Origin of the sequence: Pseudomonas sp. NFPP02, assembly GCF_900119355.1 — a bacterium.
Classification (GTDB): Bacteria; Pseudomonadota; Gammaproteobacteria; order Pseudomonadales; family Pseudomonadaceae; genus Aquipseudomonas; species Aquipseudomonas paracarnis.
This window is the reverse complement of record NZ_FPJI01000012.1, coordinates 69983-87149: the sequence shown is the minus strand read 5'-3', so window position 1 is coordinate 87149 and position 17167 is coordinate 69983. Positions and strand designations below refer to the sequence as shown.

Sequence of the window (17167 nt, the reverse complement as noted above, 5' to 3'; positions counted from 1 at the left end):
AAGGGAGTCAACCATGAACACACTCGATATCGCTGTGACCAACATTGGCCAGGGCTCACTGATCCGATGAGCCTGGGTAAAGGATGTATCCGTGCCCTGGGCCTTTGTTGTTTCAGCCCCCTGGTATTTGCCGCCGATCTGCCCGGCAGCCAGGATCTACCGGCGGTAGCCCGTCAGGTTGATGCGCAAATCGTCGATTACCGCCCCGCTGAAGACAAGGAACGCATTTACCCCATGGGCGCGATCCGCAAGATCAGCGGCCAGTTGCGTTATGAAGGCCAGGCCATCGCACGCGGCCCAGCCACTGCAATCACCTATGAATTGCCCGCCGAACACAGCTCCAGCGCCGCCTTTACCGCAACGCGCGAAGCTTTGCAGGCCAAGGGTGCGCAGTTGTTGTTCTGGTGCAAGGCCCGCGATTGTGGCGAAAGCAGCCTGTGGGCCAACGAAGTGTTTGGCAACGCCAAGCTGGTGGGCGCCGACGGCCAACAGGAATACCTGCTGCTACGCCTGGCCGCCCCGCAGGACAATTCCCTGGTCGCGCTGTACGGGATCACACGTGGTAACCGCCGCGCCTACCTGCATGTGGAGCAACTCGACGCCAGCGCGCCCTTGGGCGAGCTGCTGCCCACCTCGGCGACCCTGCTGCGGGAACTCAAAAGTACCGGCGAGCTGGATTTTCCCGCGCTGGGCGCCGAGCCTGACGACACCTGGCTGACCTTGATATCCCGAGCCTTGAACCTCGACACCACCCTGCGCGTGAGCCTGAGCGGGCCGCAGGCCGAGGCCTGGCGCCAGGCGCTGGTGGAGAAGGGCGTGCGCACCGCCCGTCTGGAAACCGGCACCGGTGAAACCCAAGGGCTGCATCTGCATCTGATACGCTAAGCACCACAGGGCGAACGGACCCGTGCCGTTCGCCTAAGCTCTCTTCCTACAGCCTTCTTTTCGAGATACCCGATGCTCAATAACGATCGCCTGCTGGTGCAAATCCTGCTGCTGGTGCTGTTTGGTGCCAGCTTCTGGGTCATGGCGCCGTTCTGGTCGGCGCTGTTCTGGGGCGCGGTGCTGGCATTTGCCAGCTGGCCGCTGATGCGTTTGCTCACCCGTTGGCTCGGCGGCCGAGAATCCCTGGCCGCTGGCATCCTGACGTTGGGGTGGATGTTGCTGGTGGCGGTGCCATTGGTATGGCTGGGGTTCAACCTGGCTGACCATGTGCGTGATGCGGTGGCGCTCATCAAGGACATCCAGGTCGACGGCTTGCCCGAGGCGCCGACCTGGTTGGGGTCGATCCCCTTCGTAGGTGAGCGCCTGGTGGCGACCTGGGACAGCATTGATCAACAAGGCGCGGCGCTGATGGTGAGCATCAAGCCGTACCTGGGCCAGGTCGGCAATTGGTTGTTGGCGCGCAGTGCGCAAATTGGCGGCGGCATTCTTGAGCTGACCCTGAGCCTGGTCTTCGTATTCTTTTTCTACCGTGACGGGCCGCGCTTGGCGATGTTTGTGCATCGCCTGTTGGAGCGCCTGATTGGCGAGCGCGCTGGCTATTACATCGAACTGGTGGCCGGCACGGTGCAGCGGGTGGTCAATGGTGTGATCGGCACCGCTGCGGCCCAGGCGCTGCTGGCCCTGATCGGCTTTCTGATCGCTGGCGTACCGGGCGCGCTGGTGCTGGGTATCGTGACTTTCCTGCTCAGCCTTATTCCCATGGGGCCGCCGCTGGTGTGGATTCCGGCTACGGCGTGGCTGGCTTGGAAGGGCGACTACACCTACGCTGTATTTCTGGGCGTATGGGGCACGTTCGTGATCAGCGGCGTGGATAACGTGCTCAAGCCGTACCTGATCAGCCGTGGCGGCAACCTGCCGTTGGTGATTGTGCTGTTGGGTGTGTTTGGTGGGTTGATAGCATTCGGGTTTATCGGCCTGTTTATTGGCCCGACGTTGCTGGCGGTGGCCTACAGCCTGTTGACAGACTGGAGCGCGAGCCAGGCGCAAGTGCGTCGTGAAGACAAACCGTGTAACTGATCGGTGACTACATAACTGGCCTTCTGTAGGAGCGAGCAAGCTCGCTCCTACATTTTTGGCCTCCCACAGGTGCAGGTCGTGCGACTGCCTTCTTAAACCCTCGGCAACCACATCACCGCCGTCAACCCACCGCCCGGTGTATCTTCCAGGCTCAGGTGGCCGCCGAGTCGCTCGACGGCCTCCCTGGCAATGGTCATCCCCAAACCGACCCCTCCGGAATTGCGGTTGCGCGAACCCTCCAGGCGAAAGAACGGCTCGAACACCGCTTCGCGCTTATCGGCGGCGATTCCCGGGCCGTGGTCGATCACCCGTATCACCAGGGCGCCACGGCTGTCAGCCAGTTCTACCCGGGCGGTGCCGGCATAGCGCAGGGCGTTGTCGATCAAATTGTTCAGGCATGAGCGCAGCGCCATCGGCTGTACCTGCAACGGTGTACAGGTGCCGGAGAATTTCACGTCGCGGCCTTGGTCCTGAGCGTTTTCACTCAGGGATTCCACCAATGCCTGTACGTCGAGCCAATGCCGTGTCTCGCTGGTGCGCTGTTCGTGCAGGTAGCTCAAGGTGGCATCCAGCATGCCGATCATGTCGTCCAGGTCTTGGCGCATCTGACCTTGCAACTTGGGGTCTTCGATCTGTTCCAGGCGCAGCTTGAGGCGCGAGAGGGGGGTGCGCAGGTCATGGGAGACCGCGCCGAGCATGCGGGCGCGCTGGCTGACTTGTTCGCGGATGCGCTTTTGCATCAGGTTGAAGGTCGAGGCCGCCTGGCGCGCTTCGCGAGGGCCGGATTCCTCCAGGGGCGGGCTGTCGAGGTCGACGCTCATGCGCTCGGCCGCCGCGCTCAGGCGCTGGATCGGCCGGCTCAGCAGTTTGGCGCCGTACCAGGCGGCGATGATCAGCGAGATAAATTGAAATGTCAGGGGTACCACCGGGCCGCCAAACCAGGGGCGAGGCGCCTTGCGCAAGGGCGTGAGACTGCCGTCCGGTTGTTCGACGAACGCCGCGCGGGGCGGTGGCGGTGGGCCGTAGTGGTGGAACCAGAAGAACGCCAGCACGTGGGCCAGCACAATCGCCACCAGCAACAGGCCGAACAGTCGCCCGAACAGCGTATTGAAGGGCGCACGCATCAACCGATATCCCGGGCGTCGAACAGGTAGCCTTCGCCGCGTACGGTCTTGATCAGTTGCGGAGCCTTGGGGTCATCCCCCAGTTTCTGACGCAGGCGCGACACCAGCAAGTCGATGCTGCGATCAAAGGCCTCGATAGAGCGCCCACGGGCCGCGTCCAACAGCTGTTCGCGGCTCAGCACACGGCGTGGGCGTTCGATGAACACCCACAACAAACGAAACTCGGCGTTGGACAGCGGCACCACCAGGCCATCATCGGCCACCAACTGGCGCAGCACGCTGTTCAGGCGCCAATTGTCGAAACGGATATTGGCCCGCTGTTCGGTGCGGTCATCACGCACCCGGCGCAGGATTGTCTGGATACGCGCGACCAGTTCCCGGGGTTCGAACGGCTTGGACATATAGTCGTCTGCCCCCAGTTCCAGGCCGATGATGCGGTCGGTGGGTTCGCAGCGGGCGGTGAGCATCAGGATCGGAATGTCCGACTCGGCGCGCAGCCAGCGGCACAATGTCAGCCCGTCTTCGCCCGGCAGCATCAGGTCGAGCACCACCACATCGAAGGTCTCCGCTTGCATGGCTTGGCGCATGGCGGTGCCGTCGGTGACGCCTGAGGCGAGAATATTGAAGCGTGCCAGGTAGTCGATCAGCAGTTCGCGGATCGGTACGTCGTCGTCGACAATCAGCGCGCGGGTGTTCCAGCGCTTGTCTTCGGCGATCACCGCGTCTTTTGGCGCTTCGTTTACAGGGTCGCAAGGGGTATGCATAGCGAGGTCATCTGCCTGGTTGTGGCTGTCAGCATAGGCGCCCAGTTCCAGGGCTGGAAGTGCTGGGCGGGCGGTCATGTGTGCGAGGCTAGCCGGACGGAGTATTGAGGGCGTGTCGTGAATGTATCGGCGCTGAAACAATCGCCCTGGATCGCCTCTATTGGGCGCTTGATCGGTATTTACCGATCATCGGATCCCGCAACGGCGCTGCTTGCGCTACAATCCGCGCCGATTTCGACTTGCCTGAGAGCCCATTCCAATGTCCGTCTGCCAGACTCCTATCATCGTCGCCCTGGATTACCCCACCCGTGACGCCGCACTGAAGCTGGCTGACCAGTTGGACCCCAAGCTTTGCCGGGTCAAGGTCGGCAAGGAACTGTTCACCAGTTGCGCGGCGGAAATCGTCGGCACCCTGCGTGACAAAGGCTTCGAAGTGTTCCTGGACCTGAAATTCCATGACATCCCCAACACCACGGCGATGGCCGTCAAAGCCGCGGCCGAGATGGGCGTGTGGATGGTCAATGTGCACTGCTCCGGTGGCCTGCGCATGATGAGCGCCTGCCGCGAAGTGCTGGAACAGCGCAGCGGCCCAAAACCGTTGTTGATCGGTGTAACCGTGCTCACCAGCATGGAGCGCGAGGACCTGGCGGGCATTGGCCTGGATATCGAGCCGCAGGTTCAGGTGTTGCGCCTGGCAGCCCTGGCGCAGAAGGCCGGCCTCGACGGCCTGGTGTGCTCAGCCCTCGAAGCCCAGGCCCTGAAGAACGCTCACCCTTCGCTGCAACTGGTGACACCGGGTATCCGTCCCACCGGCAGCGCCCAGGATGACCAACGCCGCATCCTGACCCCACGCCAGGCCCTGGATGCAGGCTCTGACTATCTGGTGATTGGCCGTCCGATCAGCCAGGCGGCGGATCCTGCCAAGGCGTTGGCAGCGGTCGTCGCCGAGATCGCCTGATTTTTAGAGCGGCAAAAATGTGGGAGCTGGCTTGCCTGCGATAGTATCAACTCGGTATCACTTAGAGACCGAGTTGCTTGCATCGCAGGCAAGCCAGCTCCCACATCTGTTTTTGTGGTGTGTCAGCTGACTTTGAGCACCAACTTCCCGAAGTTCTCGCCATTGAACAGCTTCATCAGCGTTTCCGGGAATGTCTCCAGCCCTTCGACAATATCTTCCTTGCTCTTGAGCTTGCCCTGGGCCATCCAACCGGCCATTTCCTGGCCCGCCGCCGCGAAGTTCGCCGCGTGGTCCATCACCACAAAGCCTTCCATGCGCGCACGATTGACCAGCAATGACAGGTAGTTGGCCGGGCCTTTGACCGCTTCCTTGTTGTTGTATTGGCTGATTGCGCCGCAAATCACTACGCGGGCTTTGAGCGCCAGGCGGCTGAGCACGGCGTCGAGAATATCGCCGCCGACGTTATCGAAATACACGTCCACGCCTTTGGGGCACTCGCGCTTGAGGGCGGCGGGCACGTCTTCACTTTTGTAGTCGATGGCTGCGTCGAAGCCCAGCTCATCCACCAGGAACTTGCACTTTTCGGCGCCACCGGCGATCCCCACCACGCGACAGCCTTTGAGTTTGGCGATCTGCCCGGCGATGCTGCCCACGGCACCGGCAGCACCGGAGATCACCACGGTGTCACCGGTTTTCGGTGCGCCGGTTTCCAGCAGGGCAAAGTACGCCGTCATGCCGGTCATGCCCAGGGCGGACAGGTAGCGGGGCAGGGGTGCCAGCTTGGGGTCCACCTTATAGAAACCACGGGGCTCGCCGAGGAAGTAATCCTGCACGCCCAGTGCACCGTTCACGTAGTCCCCCACCGCGAAGTTCGGATGCTTCGAAGCAATCACCTTGCCTACACCCAAGGCGCGCATCACTTCGCCGATGCCTACTGGTGGGATGTAGGACTTGCCTTCATTCATCCAGCCACGCATGGCCGGGTCGAGGGACAGGTATTCATTGCGCACCAGCACTTGGCCGTCCTGGGGTTCGCCCACTGGCACTTCCTGGTAAGTGAAGGTCTCTCGCGTGGCGGCACCGACCGGGCGTTTGGCGAGCAGAAATTGGCGGTTGGTCTGGGCGGTCATGGCAAGGACTCTTTAGAAATGGAACATGAGTGATAGACCCTCAGTGGCAGAAGGGCAAGGGTGTGCGGAGCCGGCGAATGCCCGGCAATAGGCCTCGCTGATAGTCAGGCAGGCGGCTTTATCACTGCGATTCATGCAGCGCCAACCGGCCTTCTGATAGTGCTGACGCACGGCTCCCGGCGTTGGCTAGACTCGCTCCACCGCTACTAACCCCACAGGACAGTTCCCATGAGCATGACGTTTTCCGGCCAGGTCGCCTTGGTGACCGGCGCCGCTGCTGGTATTGGCCGCGCCACCGCGCTGGCATTCGCCGCCGAAGGCTTGAAGGTGGTGGTCGCGGACCTTGATGTGGCAGGAGGCGAGGGCACTGTGGCACTGATCCACCAGGCCGGTGGCGAAGGGATATTTGTGCGCTGCAACGTCACGCTCGACACGGACGTGCAGCAATTGATGGCACAAACCGTCGCCACCTATGGGCGCCTGGACTACGCCTTCAACAACGCCGGCATCGAAATCGAAAAGGGCAAACTGGCTGACGGCAGTCTTGATGAATTCGATGCGATCATGGGGGTTAACGTCAAAGGCGTGTGGCTGTGCATGAAGTATCAGTTGCCGTTGCTGTTGGCCCAGGGCGGCGGGGCCATCGTTAACACCGCATCGGTGGCGGGGCTGGGGGCGGCACCGAAGATGAGCATCTATGCGGCGTCCAAGCATGCGGTGATTGGCCTGACCAAATCGGCGGCCATCGAGTACGCGAAGAAGAAAATTCGCGTGAATGCCGTCTGCCCGGCCGTGATTGATACCGACATGTTTCGTCGCGCCTATGAGGCCGACCCACGCAAGGCTGAGTTTGCCGCCGCCATGCACCCGGTCGGACGCATTGGCAAGGTTGAGGAAATCGCCAGCGCCGTGTTGTACCTGTGCAGTGATGGCGCAGCATTTACCACCGGTCAGGCCCTCGCGGTGGACGGCGGCGCGACGGCGATCTAGGACGGCAGGTCGCGTGGCATTCGAAAACAGAGCCAGGTGCTGTGGGGCGTTTCCATGGCGGGCAGTGGGCTCTGCACGAATATGTTTCACTAGGTAAATAACCCAATAAAATCAATACTTTAATAAAAGTTGGCGACCGGTTTTACCAGGCTTCTGTGCTTAACTGCTTTGGGTTAACAGACAGTTTAAGTGAGTGGCTCATGGATTTAGGGATCGATCGACAAGCCCTGGTACCGGTTGTTCAGCAGATCGTCGGCGCGGTGGCAGAATGGATTCGCAAGGAGGGGGTGAGCCCTGGCACACGCTTGCCGTCCATTCGCCAATTGGCCCTCGATAACCTGCTGAGCCAGTCCAGCGTGATCGAGGCATTCGAGCGCTTGGTGGCCCAGGGGCTGCTGGCTCCCAGGCAGGGTTCGGGGTTCGTGGTGGCGCATCCCGCCACGGCCCACGAAAACCATTGGTATGAAGGTGCGGAACAAGGCTGGGGTGCATTTACCGATAGCCCGCTGGGCGAGCTAAAGTTGGGCTGCGGTTGGTTACCCGACACTTGGCGCGAAAGCGATGACATCAGCTACGCGATCCGTGAACTGAGCCGCACCGACACTGGTGGCCTGTTCAACTACAGCACACCCTTGGGGCTGCCGGCGTTGCGCGAACAACTGCTCAAGCGCCTGACGCAGATTCACGTGCCCGCCAGCCTGGACTGTATCCTGACCACCCATGGCGCCAGCCATGCCCAGGACCTGCTGATACGCACGTTGCTCAAGCCCGGTGATGAGGTGGTGGTCGAAACACCCGGGTATGGCAATCTCTACCGCCAACTCGCCTTTCGAGGGGTCACGCTGCTGCAAGTGCCACGTGCCCATGGCGGCCCGGATATCCCGGCATTGGAAGCGCTGCTGCAAACCCATCGGCCCAAGTGCCTGTTCATCAACAGCCTGTATCACAACCCCACCGGCACCAGCCTGTGCCGTCCGGTGGCGGAGCGGTTGTTGGAGCTGGCCCGCGAACTCGACTTCCTGATTATCGAAGAGGATGTGTACGGCGACCTGCAGCATGCCAGTTGCACGCGCTTGTCAGCGCTGGCCCATGATGATCGGGTGATCTATGTGTCGAGCTTTTCCAAGACCCTGAGCAGCGCCCTGCGCGTGGGTTACCTGTGTGCCAGTGCTGCGATCATTACGCAATTGGCCCAGCTCAAGACCCTGACAGGCATCGGCACTTCACGGTTTGCCGAAGCCATGGTGGCGACGTTGCTGAGTAACGGCACTTACCGTAAGTGGGTGCAGCGCCTGCGCAAGCGCTTGAATGCGCAGATGGCCGCCACGTTGCAGGTACTGGAGGATGAAGAGTGGCAGGTATTTGCCGCACCCGCGGGCGGGATGTTCCTGTGGGCACGACCAGGCTTGGCCGACCCCTCGCGATTGCAAGCCTGCGCCCAGCGGCTGGGTGTGTTGCTGTCGCCCGGCGCATTGTTCAGCCCCACGGGTGAGCGCAGCGAATGGTTACGCATCAATGTGGCCTACGCGGCTGATCAACGCGCATTGACGCTGTTCCGAGCCATGGGCGCGGCAAGATCGACCTCGACCATTCTGAAAACGACGCGCATGTAGCTTTTTGCCATTATTCCGGCGCCAGCGGCTTGTGCTCAGTGCCTCGGGGTTGCGAATCTCGCTGCTTGTAAACCTGGCTTATGGCATTTGCCATTGCAAGAGGATCAAGTGCAATGATTTCGGGCGTGCAACGACGTTTCGCCAACCTCGGTATGGCAAAAAAACTCGGCTTGGGGTTTACCCTGGTACTGCTGCTGACGGCCTTGGTAGCGGCTATCGGTGTGTGGTCCCTGCAGACCATCGGCCAGCGCTTCGAAGGCCTTACGTCGATGTCCACGCTCAACAGCGACCTGCTCAAGGTGCGCTTGATCGAGCAGGACTATGCGTTGCACGCCGACCCCAAGGCCGTTGATGCCCTGCATGCCAGTGTCGATGCGCTGCTGGCCCAGGCCACGCGTCTCAAGGCTCGGTCTGCCAGCAACGAGCGAGTGATGGGTGACGTTGAGCAAGCCTTGGTCGCCTATCGCCAGGCATTCGATGAGTTCGTCGAGTTGACCCAGACCAAGGACCTCGCCCTGGAAATGGCCAGTTGGTCGGTGTCCAGCGTGGCCAATAACCTGGATGTGCTGCAAGCCGGGCTGGCGGACGACGGTGCCTATGGCCTCAAGGAAAGCCAAGGCAAGGAGGGCGCGGAGTTTATCGAGCAGGCGGGGCAGGTCAGCCAGGTGTCGCGTCTGATGTTGCAGGCCATGAACGAAGCGCGGGTGCGCCTGGATCAGAGCCGCAGGGCGGACGCAGACGACGCCGGGCAGGGCAAGATCGAGCAAGCCGACCAGGCCCTGGCTGAAGTCGAGAAACTCAAAACCACGGTCAAGGACCCCGGCTACCAGACCGTGCTCAATGAAGTCTCCGGGCATATCGCGTCGTTCAGTGACAAGCTCGGCGAATACACCGGGCTGTTGGCCCAGGAAAAAGTGGTCTACACCCAGTTGCATGACCGCGCCGAGCAAGTGGTGAATCGAGTCAACCAGGCGTACGCCGCCGAAGACCAGTCCATGCAAACGCAGTTGCAGCACAGCACGCTGCTGATCATCGGTTCATCTGCCCTGGCGCTGCTGGTGGGCTTGATCGCTGCATGGGTGATCACCCGCTTGATTGTTGCGCCGTTGCGGGCGGTGATCGCCGTGGCTCAGCAGATCGCCTCGGGTGACCTGAGTGGGCGCATGGAGATCAGCCGGCGTGATGAAATCGGCCAGCTGATGCAGGCGATGCAGCAGATGGGCAACAGCTTGAGCCAGATGGTCAGCGGGTTGCAGGCGGGGATCGAACAGCTCGCCAGCTCCGCGCATTCATTGTCCAGCGTCACCGAGCAAACCACTGCCGAAGTCAGCAACCAGAAGGACGAAACCGAGCAAGTCGCTACGGCGATGAACCAGATGACCGCCACGGTGCACGATGTGGCACGCAATGCCGAGCAGGCTGCCCAGGCCGCGCAGACCGCGGATGCCAAGGTCGATAGCGGCCAGCAGGTGGTGCGCATGAGTCTGCAGCGTATCGAGTTGCTGGCCACATCCAGCAACAGTGCCAGCGCCAGTATCGAAAGCCTCAGCGCGCAAATCCAGAATATAGGTACCGTCTTGAGCGTGATCCAGAGCGTGGCCGAACAGACCAACTTGCTGGCTTTGAACGCTGCGATTGAGGCGGCGCGTGCTGGTGAGCAGGGGCGTGGCTTTGCAGTGGTGGCCGATGAAGTGCGGGCATTGGCCAAGCGCACCCAGCAATCGACCGAGGAAATTGAACGGCTGGTCAGCACCTTGCGCAGTGCGGCGCAGTCCTCGGTGCAGCAGATCCAGCAGAGCGGCGAGTTGGTGAAACTGGCGGTCAGTGATGCGCTGGAAACCGAAGGGGCCTTGGGCAGCATTGCGGCGGCTGTTTCATTGATCCAGCAGATGAACCAACAGATCGCCGCCGCCGCCGAGGAGCAAAGCTCGGTGGCTGAAGAGATCAACCGCAGCGTCACCAGTATTCGGGCGAGTGCCGATCATTCGGCGTTGAGCATGCAAGGCAATGCCGCCTCGAGCATCCAGTTGGCGCAGTTGGGCGCGCAACTCAAGGGGATGGTGGGGCATTTCCGCCTTTGATCGCAGCGTAGGCGCTGCGATCTGAGGGCGAGGCGATCAGGCGTGGTTGGCGAGGAAGGACAGCAGCGCCTCGTTGACGAAGTCGGGGTTCTCGCGGCTTGAGATATGCCCAGCCTCGGGGATCAGGATCAGGTCGCAACCAATCTGGTCGGCCATTTCCTTGGATTCTGCAGGTGGCCGGGGTTTGTCCTGTTCGCCGCACATCACCAAGGTGGTGTCGGCGTCCAAGCCAGGTAATTGCTCCAGGATGTCTTCGCGGCTGAAGATCAGGCGGCCCAGCGGCACGATACTGTCCAACAAGCGTTCTCTGGGGAAGTCTTGCAGTGACTGGCGAAAATCCCGGTACAGCGCGGATTCGCGGTCGATGCCCGGGCGGAAGAAGATCGGTGCGATCACATCCAGCAACGGTTCCGGGATCGCCCCGGCGTCTTCAATCATCTTGAACAGGGAGAAATAGTACTGGCGCGTTGCTTCGGGTTCGGCCCCGAGGTAGGTGTCCATCAGCACTACGCTGTTGATGCGCTCGGGAGCCTGCAATGCCAGGCGTGCGCCCCACATGCCGCCGACCGAGAGGCCCACCAGGTTGGCTTGCTCGATGCTCAGGTGATCCAGCAACGCCAGGGCCTGGCGGGCGAGGTCATCCAGGGAATGGGTGGGTGCTGGCAACGGCCCGGACTCACCGTGGCCCCACAACTCGGGGACGATCACGCGGTATTGCTGCGACAGCGCTTCAATCTGCGGCGCCCACATGTCGCTGGCCCACAGGTAACTCGAACCCAGTAGCACGACAGGGCCGGCGCCCTGGTCGATATAGTGCAGCGGTTGTCCATCAATCACGGCGACAGGCATAACAGGCCTCTAATTTCACGGAGTGAGGGGCACTTTTTTACGCTAGTCGGGAGCGGGGGGATAGGTGCACATTGATGGCATGTGATGATTTCACTGTGGGAGCTGGCTTGCCTGCGATGAAGGCCTGCCAGCCGATGCTCACCTACCTGACACCCCACAATCCCACTGTGGGAGCGGGCTTGCTCGCGAAAGCGGTGTGTCAGTCAACATCAATGTTTGCTGGGCCGACGTCTTCGCAGGCAAGCCACCACCTTTGATCTTCGTTGCTATGAGCATTGCGTTCGCGTTGCCATCAATCGTAGATCGCTTTCTTCTTCCACTCGGCGTCGGCATCGACGACTTTCAAGCCCTCGGTCAGCTCGTTGACTTCGTCCTCGGCCGGCTTGCTGTTGGTCAGCACTGTGGAGTTGGCGCGCGCCAGTTGGGACTCCAGCAGTTGCAACTGGGCGCTGTAGAGCACCGGCTCCGGTTGTTTGCGCAGGTACTGCACGCCGCGCTCGAACGCCAGGCGTGCCTGGCCGGGTTGGCCTTGCAGCAGGGCGTGCTGGCCGAGGTTGTTGAAAAACTCGATATGCAGCAGCACCAGGATATGACGGATTTCCTTGATCCAGTGCTTGGCCTCGTTGGTCGGCAGGAAGCCATCCTGTGCGGCGCGGGTGACTTGGCCGTGCAGGGCTTCGAGCAGGAAGCGCACGTCCTTGGCCTTGGCTTCGGTCTGGATCGGGGCCGGTGGGTTGGGCACCGGAATCGATTCGCCTTGGGCGATCAGCGCATTCAGTTCGTTGATGCGGGCCTTGAGCGGTGTGCTGGACTTGTTGAGGTTCAACAGGCGCTGGTTGACGTTCAGTTCCAGGCGAGCCAGCAACAGCTTGAGCGCTGGGGTCATCAGTTGGCCGGGGAAGGTCTCGGTGATTTCACCGCAGCGACGCAGCCGATCGTTAAGCTCGATCTCGGTACGCTTCTTTTCCAGCTTGTTGTTTTCCACCACGTGGTTCATGTAGCCAATGGCGATCAGTATTACGATCCCGGCTATTACCAGCAGGGTGATCATGAGTGGTGTCACCGGTGTGACCTCTTTAATAGGGTGTGCTGTGGAGTGTAGTGACTGGGTCATCCGGCGGATAGGACCGATCGACCAGTTGCCCAGGTGATTTCTTCTATATAGGTAGGCGCTTCCTGAATGGATGCACATTGCCATCATTTGTCAGGGTGAACTATAGCGTCTTGTCGAACGCCAGAATATAGGCGCCAAGGCTCGGACGGTGCCAATGCCCGCGAAGGCCGTGAAACCATGGCGAAGTCATTGATTTAAATAAATTTATCCTTGGGGGTTGACGACCTTTCAATCCATCCATAGAATGCGCGCCACTTACAGCGTAAAGCACACAGCGAAACGCGGTAGGGAGTGAATGTTGTAGGTGTGTCCCCTTCGTCTAGTGGCCTAGGACACCGCCCTTTCACGGCGGTAACAGGGGTTCGAGTCCCCTAGGGGACGCCATATGCGGGAATAGCTCAGTTGGTAGAGCACGACCTTGCCAAGGTCGGGGTCGCGAGTTCGAGTCTCGTTTCCCGCTCCAATTTACAAGCAGTGTGGCCTTCGGGCGGCATTGAGTGAAACCAGGACCAAGTCTTCGGACAAGGCCTCTGGGCACTGGAACACACACCATGTGTTTCAGTAGCGTGTCCCCTTCGTCTAGTGGCCTAGGACACCGCCCTTTCACGGCGGTAACAGGGGTTCGAGTCCCCTAGGGGACGCCATTTGCGGGAATAGCTCAGTTGGTAGAGCACGACCTTGCCAAGGTCGGGGTCGCGAGTTCGAGTCTCGTTTCCCGCTCCATATTTAACGAAAACGCCGATCAGTGATGATCGGCGTTTTTGTTTGTGCGCAATTTACTTCGCCAGCGCACCACCCCGTTCAAAGCGTCGAAGGGATCTCTTGCCGTGGCATGAAAAAACGCGCAAACAGTTCGGACTGAGATTTGATATTCAGCTTGCTGTAGATGTTGCGGCGGTGGACCTTGATGGTTTCTGTCGACAGCGACAGCTTGCCGGCGATCTCTCTGTTGGAGAACCCACTGAGGAGTAACTTGAGCACGTCCTTTTCACGTGCCGTTACTTGTGTTTCCAACTGAGTAAGTGCCTCGGCCCATGGGGCCGGCTCGGCGAGGTTTTTCGTCGGGTCAGTTTCAAAAAACATGCGTTGATGCATCAATGCCGTCACCCACGGCTTGATCAGGTCCAATACTGTTATCTGCGCCTGGGTGAATCGCAGGTTGCTGCCAAACGACATGCACAGCGTTGTGCCAGCATCGAGCCGTACATTGTATTGCGCCTCATCGACCGAGATGTATTGCGCGAAATATTGTTGGTAGTACTCGGTTTCCCGGAAGTGTTCCGGCGCAATATCGAGCAGATGGAAGAACCCGCTCTGTGGGTTTTCTCGATCAGCGATATAAAACGGGTCCAGCAGATACAGGCCTTTCACATAGCGGTGAATAAAGGCGTCGATTTCTTCGCTGTCTGCTACTTCGGGCAGGCTGATCACGCGCACCGCGTGGTCGCCAAAAACCAGCACCACCCAATTGTCTATCTGCACATATTCATTCAATACGCGAATCAACGAACTCCAGAACTCCGGGCGATTGAGCTGCATGATCAGTTTTCCAACCGATCGGTGCCAAGCCAGGCTATGAAGGTCAAGCGACATGTTCTACCCCTTTAGGGTTAGGGCTTTGCAGGCCAGAGCTAAGTACTTGTAGGTATTTACTATTCGTTGATGCTCGGTATATTCACCCCGAGCTTACGATAGCCATGAAGGCGTGTCGTGTGGACAGGGATAGTCATATGAGTCGAGCACACTTGCGAGCTATTTTTTTAGCTTCGCTCCTGGGGGCTGCAACCAGCACGCCCGCAGCCGCCGCTGAATCTTCGGTGTATCTGTATAACTGGTTCGGGTTTCTTGAACCGCAGACGCCCAGGCAATTCCAGCAGGAGACCGGCATCAAGCTGCATATGGATGCTTTCGACAGCGCCGAAATCATGCAGAGCAAGGTCATGGCTGGGCGCACCGGCTATGACCTGGTCGTGGCCACCTCCAATGTATTACCCGGCTTGATCAAGGCTGGGGTGCTGCAGCCGCTGGATCGCGCGCAGTTGAGTAACCTTTCGCACATCGACCCTGACATCCTCTCCCTGCTGGCGGTCAATGACCCAGGCAATCGCTACGCCGTGCCCTATGTCTGGGGTACCACTGGCATTGGCTACGACGTGGATAAAGTCAAGGCGGCGCTGGGCGATGACGCCCCGGTGGATAGTTGGGACCTGATCTTCAAAGAAGAAAACATCAGCAAGCTCAAGTCTTGTGGCGTAGCCATGCTCGACTCCCCCAGCGAAATCATTTCGATCGCCTTGCACTACCTGGGGTTGCCCAGTAACAGTACCGATCCAGAGGATTACCAGAAGGCCCAGGCGCTGCTGTTGAAAATCCGTCCCTATGTGCTCTATTTCGACTCGTCCAGAATCGACGCCGACCTGGCGGACGGCAATATCTGTGCAGTCGTCGGCTGGGCCAATGGTGCGCTGGCCGCTCAGGCGATTAATGAAAAGTCCAACAGCGGCCGCAAGATTGCCTACAGCCTGCCGCGCGAAGGCGCCTTGGTCTGGTCTGAAAACTGGGTGTTGCTCAAGGATGCTCGCCACCCAAAGGCCGCTCTGGCGTTCATCAACTACATGCTGCAGCCGCAGGTGATAGCCAAGACGTCCAACTACATGCTCTATCCCAACGCCAACAAAGATGCCACTGAGTTCGTCGAGCAAAAGTTGCGGGATAACCCTTGGATTTATCCCGATAAAAAGACCATGGCCACACTGGTTCCGCTTGAGCCCTTGCCGCTGAAGGCGGAGCGCATTCGCACACGGGTCTGGACCAAGGTCAAAAGCGGTACGTGACGGGGTCGGGGAGGGAGACAGCATGCGCCAGGGTCGTGATCAGCGTTATTTAGAGTCGGACGACTACAAGGCCTACAAAGAGATTGAAGAACAGATCGGCCTCTGTACGCCAGAGCAAGCCTGGGCCATGTATTACGTTTCGACGGGCATGGTGCGTGAAAACATTACCCTGGCCGTGATGGAGCACATTGGCCGGGGCAATCGTGCCCTGTTGCTTGAGTTTCCAGACCTGGTGCGAATCGCAGGGCGTGACGCTGAGCCGGGGGAGATCGCCTCCAACTGGCCTCTGCTGCGAAGGCGTCGTCGGTAAGTCTACTCTGCGTATCTCTGGAGGGGCGAGGTGCAGGCGGTTGTAGGTTATTATTGTGAGGCTTGTAGGGAAAGTCTGTGTTTTTTGTGGGGGCGATACCTTTTCGCCCTGTGCTCTCTACTCTGGCCACCCATTCTCCTTGTCCACTTCAGAGAACTGACCGGATGCTTCAACTCGATTTCTATTCAACCCTCGTTGCCGCTTCACTGGTGCTATTGCTGGGGCGCGGGCTTGTGGCTCGCATCGGCTTCTTACGTACCTACAACATTCCGGAACCAGTAGCCGGTGGCCTGTTGGTCGCCATGCTGCTCCTGGCGTTGCGCGCGTTTGCCGATATCGAAGTACGCTTCGATCCTTCATTGCAAACCCCGTTGATGCTGGCGTTCTTTGCCACTATCGGTTTGAACGCCGATTTTGCCAGCCTGAAGAAAGGCGGGCGGATCCTGGCGGTGTTTCTGCTGGTGGTAACGGGCTTGCTGGTGGTGCAAAACGCCATGGGTATCGCGCTGGCCTCGGCGCTCGGGCTTGACCCATTGATGGGCCTGCTTGCGGGCTCGGTGACCTTGTCCGGTGGGCATGGCACCGGTGCGGCTTGGGGCGCGGTGTTCAGTGAGCAGTATGGCGTGGCGTCTGCGTCTGAATTAGCGATTGCCTCGGCGACCTTTGGCCTGGTGCTCGGTGGACTGATCGGCGGGCCCGTGGCGCGTTTTCTGATCAAGCGGGTCGAGGTTCCAGGTATTGGGCAACCGCAATCGAGCCTGGCCAAGGGGTTCGAGCAACCGAACGAAGAGCGCCTGATCACCGCGTTTTCGTTTATCGAGACCCTGGCGCTGGTGGCGATCAGCCTGCAGGGCGGCAACTTGTTGAATGCCGCCATCCAAGGCACCGCTTTCGAACTGCCGACGTTCGTGTGCGTATTGTTCGTCGGTGTGGTGCTGCGCAATGGGCTGTCGATGCTCGGCTGGCATCAGGTGTTCGAACGCGAAGTCTCGGTGCTGGGCAATGTCAGTTTGTCGTTGTTCCTGGCGATGGCGCTGATGTCACTCAAGCTCTGGGACTTGGCGGCACTGGCTTTGCCCATTGTCGTTCTGCTGGCCGCACAGGCATTGCTGATGGCGCTGTTCGCGATTTTCGTGACGTTCCGGGTGATGGGCCGCAACTACGATGCGGCGGTGCTGGCGGCAGGCCATTGCGGCTTCGGGCTAGGCGCCACGCCTACGGCGATTGCCAATATGCAGGCGGTGACGCAGCGCTTCGGGCCTTCGCAGATCGCGTTTCTGGTGGTGCCGATGGTGGGCGCGTTCTTCATCGATATCGCTAACGCGGTGGTGATCAAGTTGTACCTGGCGCTGCCATTTCTAGGGGCCGCAGGGTAAGT

The 17167-nt window shown here is 60.1% G+C and carries 15 protein-coding genes and 4 tRNA genes; 13 read left to right on the top strand and 6 right to left on the bottom strand.

Annotated elements, in window-relative coordinates; all coding sequences use genetic code 11:
* The first annotated feature begins 66 nt into the window (after positions 1 to 66).
* Positions 67 to 885 (top strand): DUF4892 domain-containing protein, encoded by an 819-nt coding sequence (locus tag BT204_RS20585; protein ID WP_054920057.1) that lies wholly within the window; start codon positions 67 to 69, stop codon positions 883 to 885.
* Between the two features lie 72 nt (positions 886 to 957).
* Entirely contained in the window at positions 958 to 2022 is a 1065-nt protein-coding gene (locus BT204_RS20580) for an AI-2E family transporter (RefSeq protein WP_003190063.1), read from the top strand.
* A 92-nt stretch (positions 2023 to 2114) separates the two neighbouring features.
* Here the strand turns inward: BT204_RS20580 and BT204_RS20575 are convergent, their stop codons facing one another.
* Together BT204_RS20575 and BT204_RS20570 are read right to left on the bottom strand one after the other, a co-directional pair.
* Positions 2115 to 3146, bottom strand: a complete 1032-nt coding sequence (locus BT204_RS20575) for a sensor histidine kinase (RefSeq protein ID WP_060772675.1) — start codon at positions 3144 to 3146, stop codon at positions 2115 to 2117.
* Positions 3146 to 3910 (bottom strand): response regulator, encoded by a 765-nt coding sequence (locus tag BT204_RS20570; protein WP_034127268.1) that lies wholly within the window; start codon positions 3908 to 3910, stop codon positions 3146 to 3148. The genes BT204_RS20575 and BT204_RS20570 overlap by 1 nt, the downstream gene beginning before the upstream one ends.
* Before the next feature lie 259 nt (positions 3911 to 4169).
* Between BT204_RS20570 and pyrF the strand changes: the two genes are divergently transcribed.
* Entirely contained in the window at positions 4170 to 4868 is a 699-nt protein-coding gene (gene pyrF, locus BT204_RS20565; protein WP_003190068.1) for an orotidine-5'-phosphate decarboxylase, read from the top strand.
* 122 nt (positions 4869 to 4990) lie between these two features.
* On the opposite strand, the gene BT204_RS20555 is transcribed toward pyrF, so the two are convergent.
* Positions 4991 to 5998 carry an NADP-dependent oxidoreductase gene (locus BT204_RS20555; RefSeq protein WP_072448122.1) on the bottom strand — a complete coding sequence of 336 codons (1008 nt, stop codon included), beginning with the start codon at positions 5996 to 5998 and terminating at the stop codon, positions 4991 to 4993.
* A gap of 228 nt (positions 5999 to 6226) precedes the next feature.
* On the opposite strand from BT204_RS20555, the gene BT204_RS20550 reads away from it, so the two are divergent.
* The 3 genes from BT204_RS20550 to BT204_RS20540 all read left to right on the top strand — a co-directional run bounded on the left by BT204_RS20550 (position 6227) and on the right by BT204_RS20540 (position 10682).
* Entirely contained in the window at positions 6227 to 6988 is a 762-nt protein-coding gene (locus tag BT204_RS20550; protein WP_003190072.1) for an SDR family oxidoreductase, read from the top strand.
* Positions 6989 to 7188: 200 nt separating this feature from the next.
* Positions 7189 to 8601 carry an aminotransferase-like domain-containing protein gene (locus BT204_RS20545; protein ID WP_034127213.1) on the top strand — a complete coding sequence of 471 codons (1413 nt, stop codon included), beginning with the start codon at positions 7189 to 7191 and terminating at the stop codon, positions 8599 to 8601.
* Between the two features lie 113 nt (positions 8602 to 8714).
* Positions 8715 to 10682 carry a methyl-accepting chemotaxis protein gene (locus tag BT204_RS20540; protein ID WP_034127214.1) on the top strand — a complete coding sequence of 656 codons (1968 nt, stop codon included), beginning with the start codon at positions 8715 to 8717 and terminating at the stop codon, positions 10680 to 10682.
* A gap of 36 nt (positions 10683 to 10718) precedes the next feature.
* Here the strand turns inward: BT204_RS20540 and BT204_RS20535 are convergent, their stop codons facing one another.
* Positions 10719 to 11531, bottom strand: a complete 813-nt coding sequence (locus tag BT204_RS20535) for an alpha/beta fold hydrolase (RefSeq protein ID WP_034127215.1) — start codon at positions 11529 to 11531, stop codon at positions 10719 to 10721.
* A gap of 292 nt (positions 11532 to 11823) precedes the next feature.
* Positions 11824 to 12594 carry a hypothetical protein gene (locus BT204_RS20530; RefSeq protein ID WP_034127216.1) on the bottom strand — a complete coding sequence of 257 codons (771 nt, stop codon included), beginning with the start codon at positions 12592 to 12594 and terminating at the stop codon, positions 11824 to 11826.
* 359 nt (positions 12595 to 12953) lie between these two features.
* Between BT204_RS20530 and BT204_RS20525 the strand changes: the two genes are divergently transcribed.
* The 4 genes from BT204_RS20525 (at position 12954) to BT204_RS20510 (ending at position 13368) form a co-directional block, all read left to right on the top strand.
* Positions 12954 to 13029, top strand: a tRNA-Glu gene (locus BT204_RS20525).
* Between the two features lie 3 nt (positions 13030 to 13032).
* Positions 13033 to 13108, top strand: a tRNA-Gly gene (locus BT204_RS20520).
* 105 nt (positions 13109 to 13213) lie between these two features.
* A tRNA-Glu gene (locus tag BT204_RS20515) sits at positions 13214 to 13289 on the top strand.
* A 3-nt stretch (positions 13290 to 13292) separates the two neighbouring features.
* A tRNA-Gly gene (locus tag BT204_RS20510) sits at positions 13293 to 13368 on the top strand.
* A 78-nt stretch (positions 13369 to 13446) separates the two neighbouring features.
* Here BT204_RS20510 and BT204_RS20505 read toward each other — a convergent pair.
* Positions 13447 to 14238 (bottom strand): helix-turn-helix transcriptional regulator, encoded by a 792-nt coding sequence (locus tag BT204_RS20505; protein ID WP_072448120.1) that lies wholly within the window; start codon positions 14236 to 14238, stop codon positions 13447 to 13449.
* Between the two features lie 137 nt (positions 14239 to 14375).
* On the opposite strand from BT204_RS20505, the gene BT204_RS20500 reads away from it, so the two are divergent.
* From BT204_RS20500 to gltS, 3 genes are all read left to right on the top strand, one after another.
* Positions 14376 to 15479: a polyamine ABC transporter substrate-binding protein gene (locus BT204_RS20500; RefSeq protein ID WP_054920044.1), complete on the top strand. Its 1104-nt coding sequence runs from the start codon at positions 14376 to 14378 to the stop codon at positions 15477 to 15479.
* A gap of 22 nt (positions 15480 to 15501) precedes the next feature.
* A complete protein-coding gene (locus BT204_RS20495) occupies positions 15502 to 15789 on the top strand; it encodes a hypothetical protein (RefSeq protein ID WP_054898856.1) in 288 nt (95 codons plus the stop codon).
* Positions 15790 to 15953: 164 nt separating this feature from the next.
* Positions 15954 to 17165: a sodium/glutamate symporter gene (gene gltS / locus BT204_RS20490; RefSeq protein WP_034127220.1), complete on the top strand. Its 1212-nt coding sequence runs from the start codon at positions 15954 to 15956 to the stop codon at positions 17163 to 17165.
* The last annotated feature ends 2 nt before the right edge of the window (positions 17166 to 17167 follow it).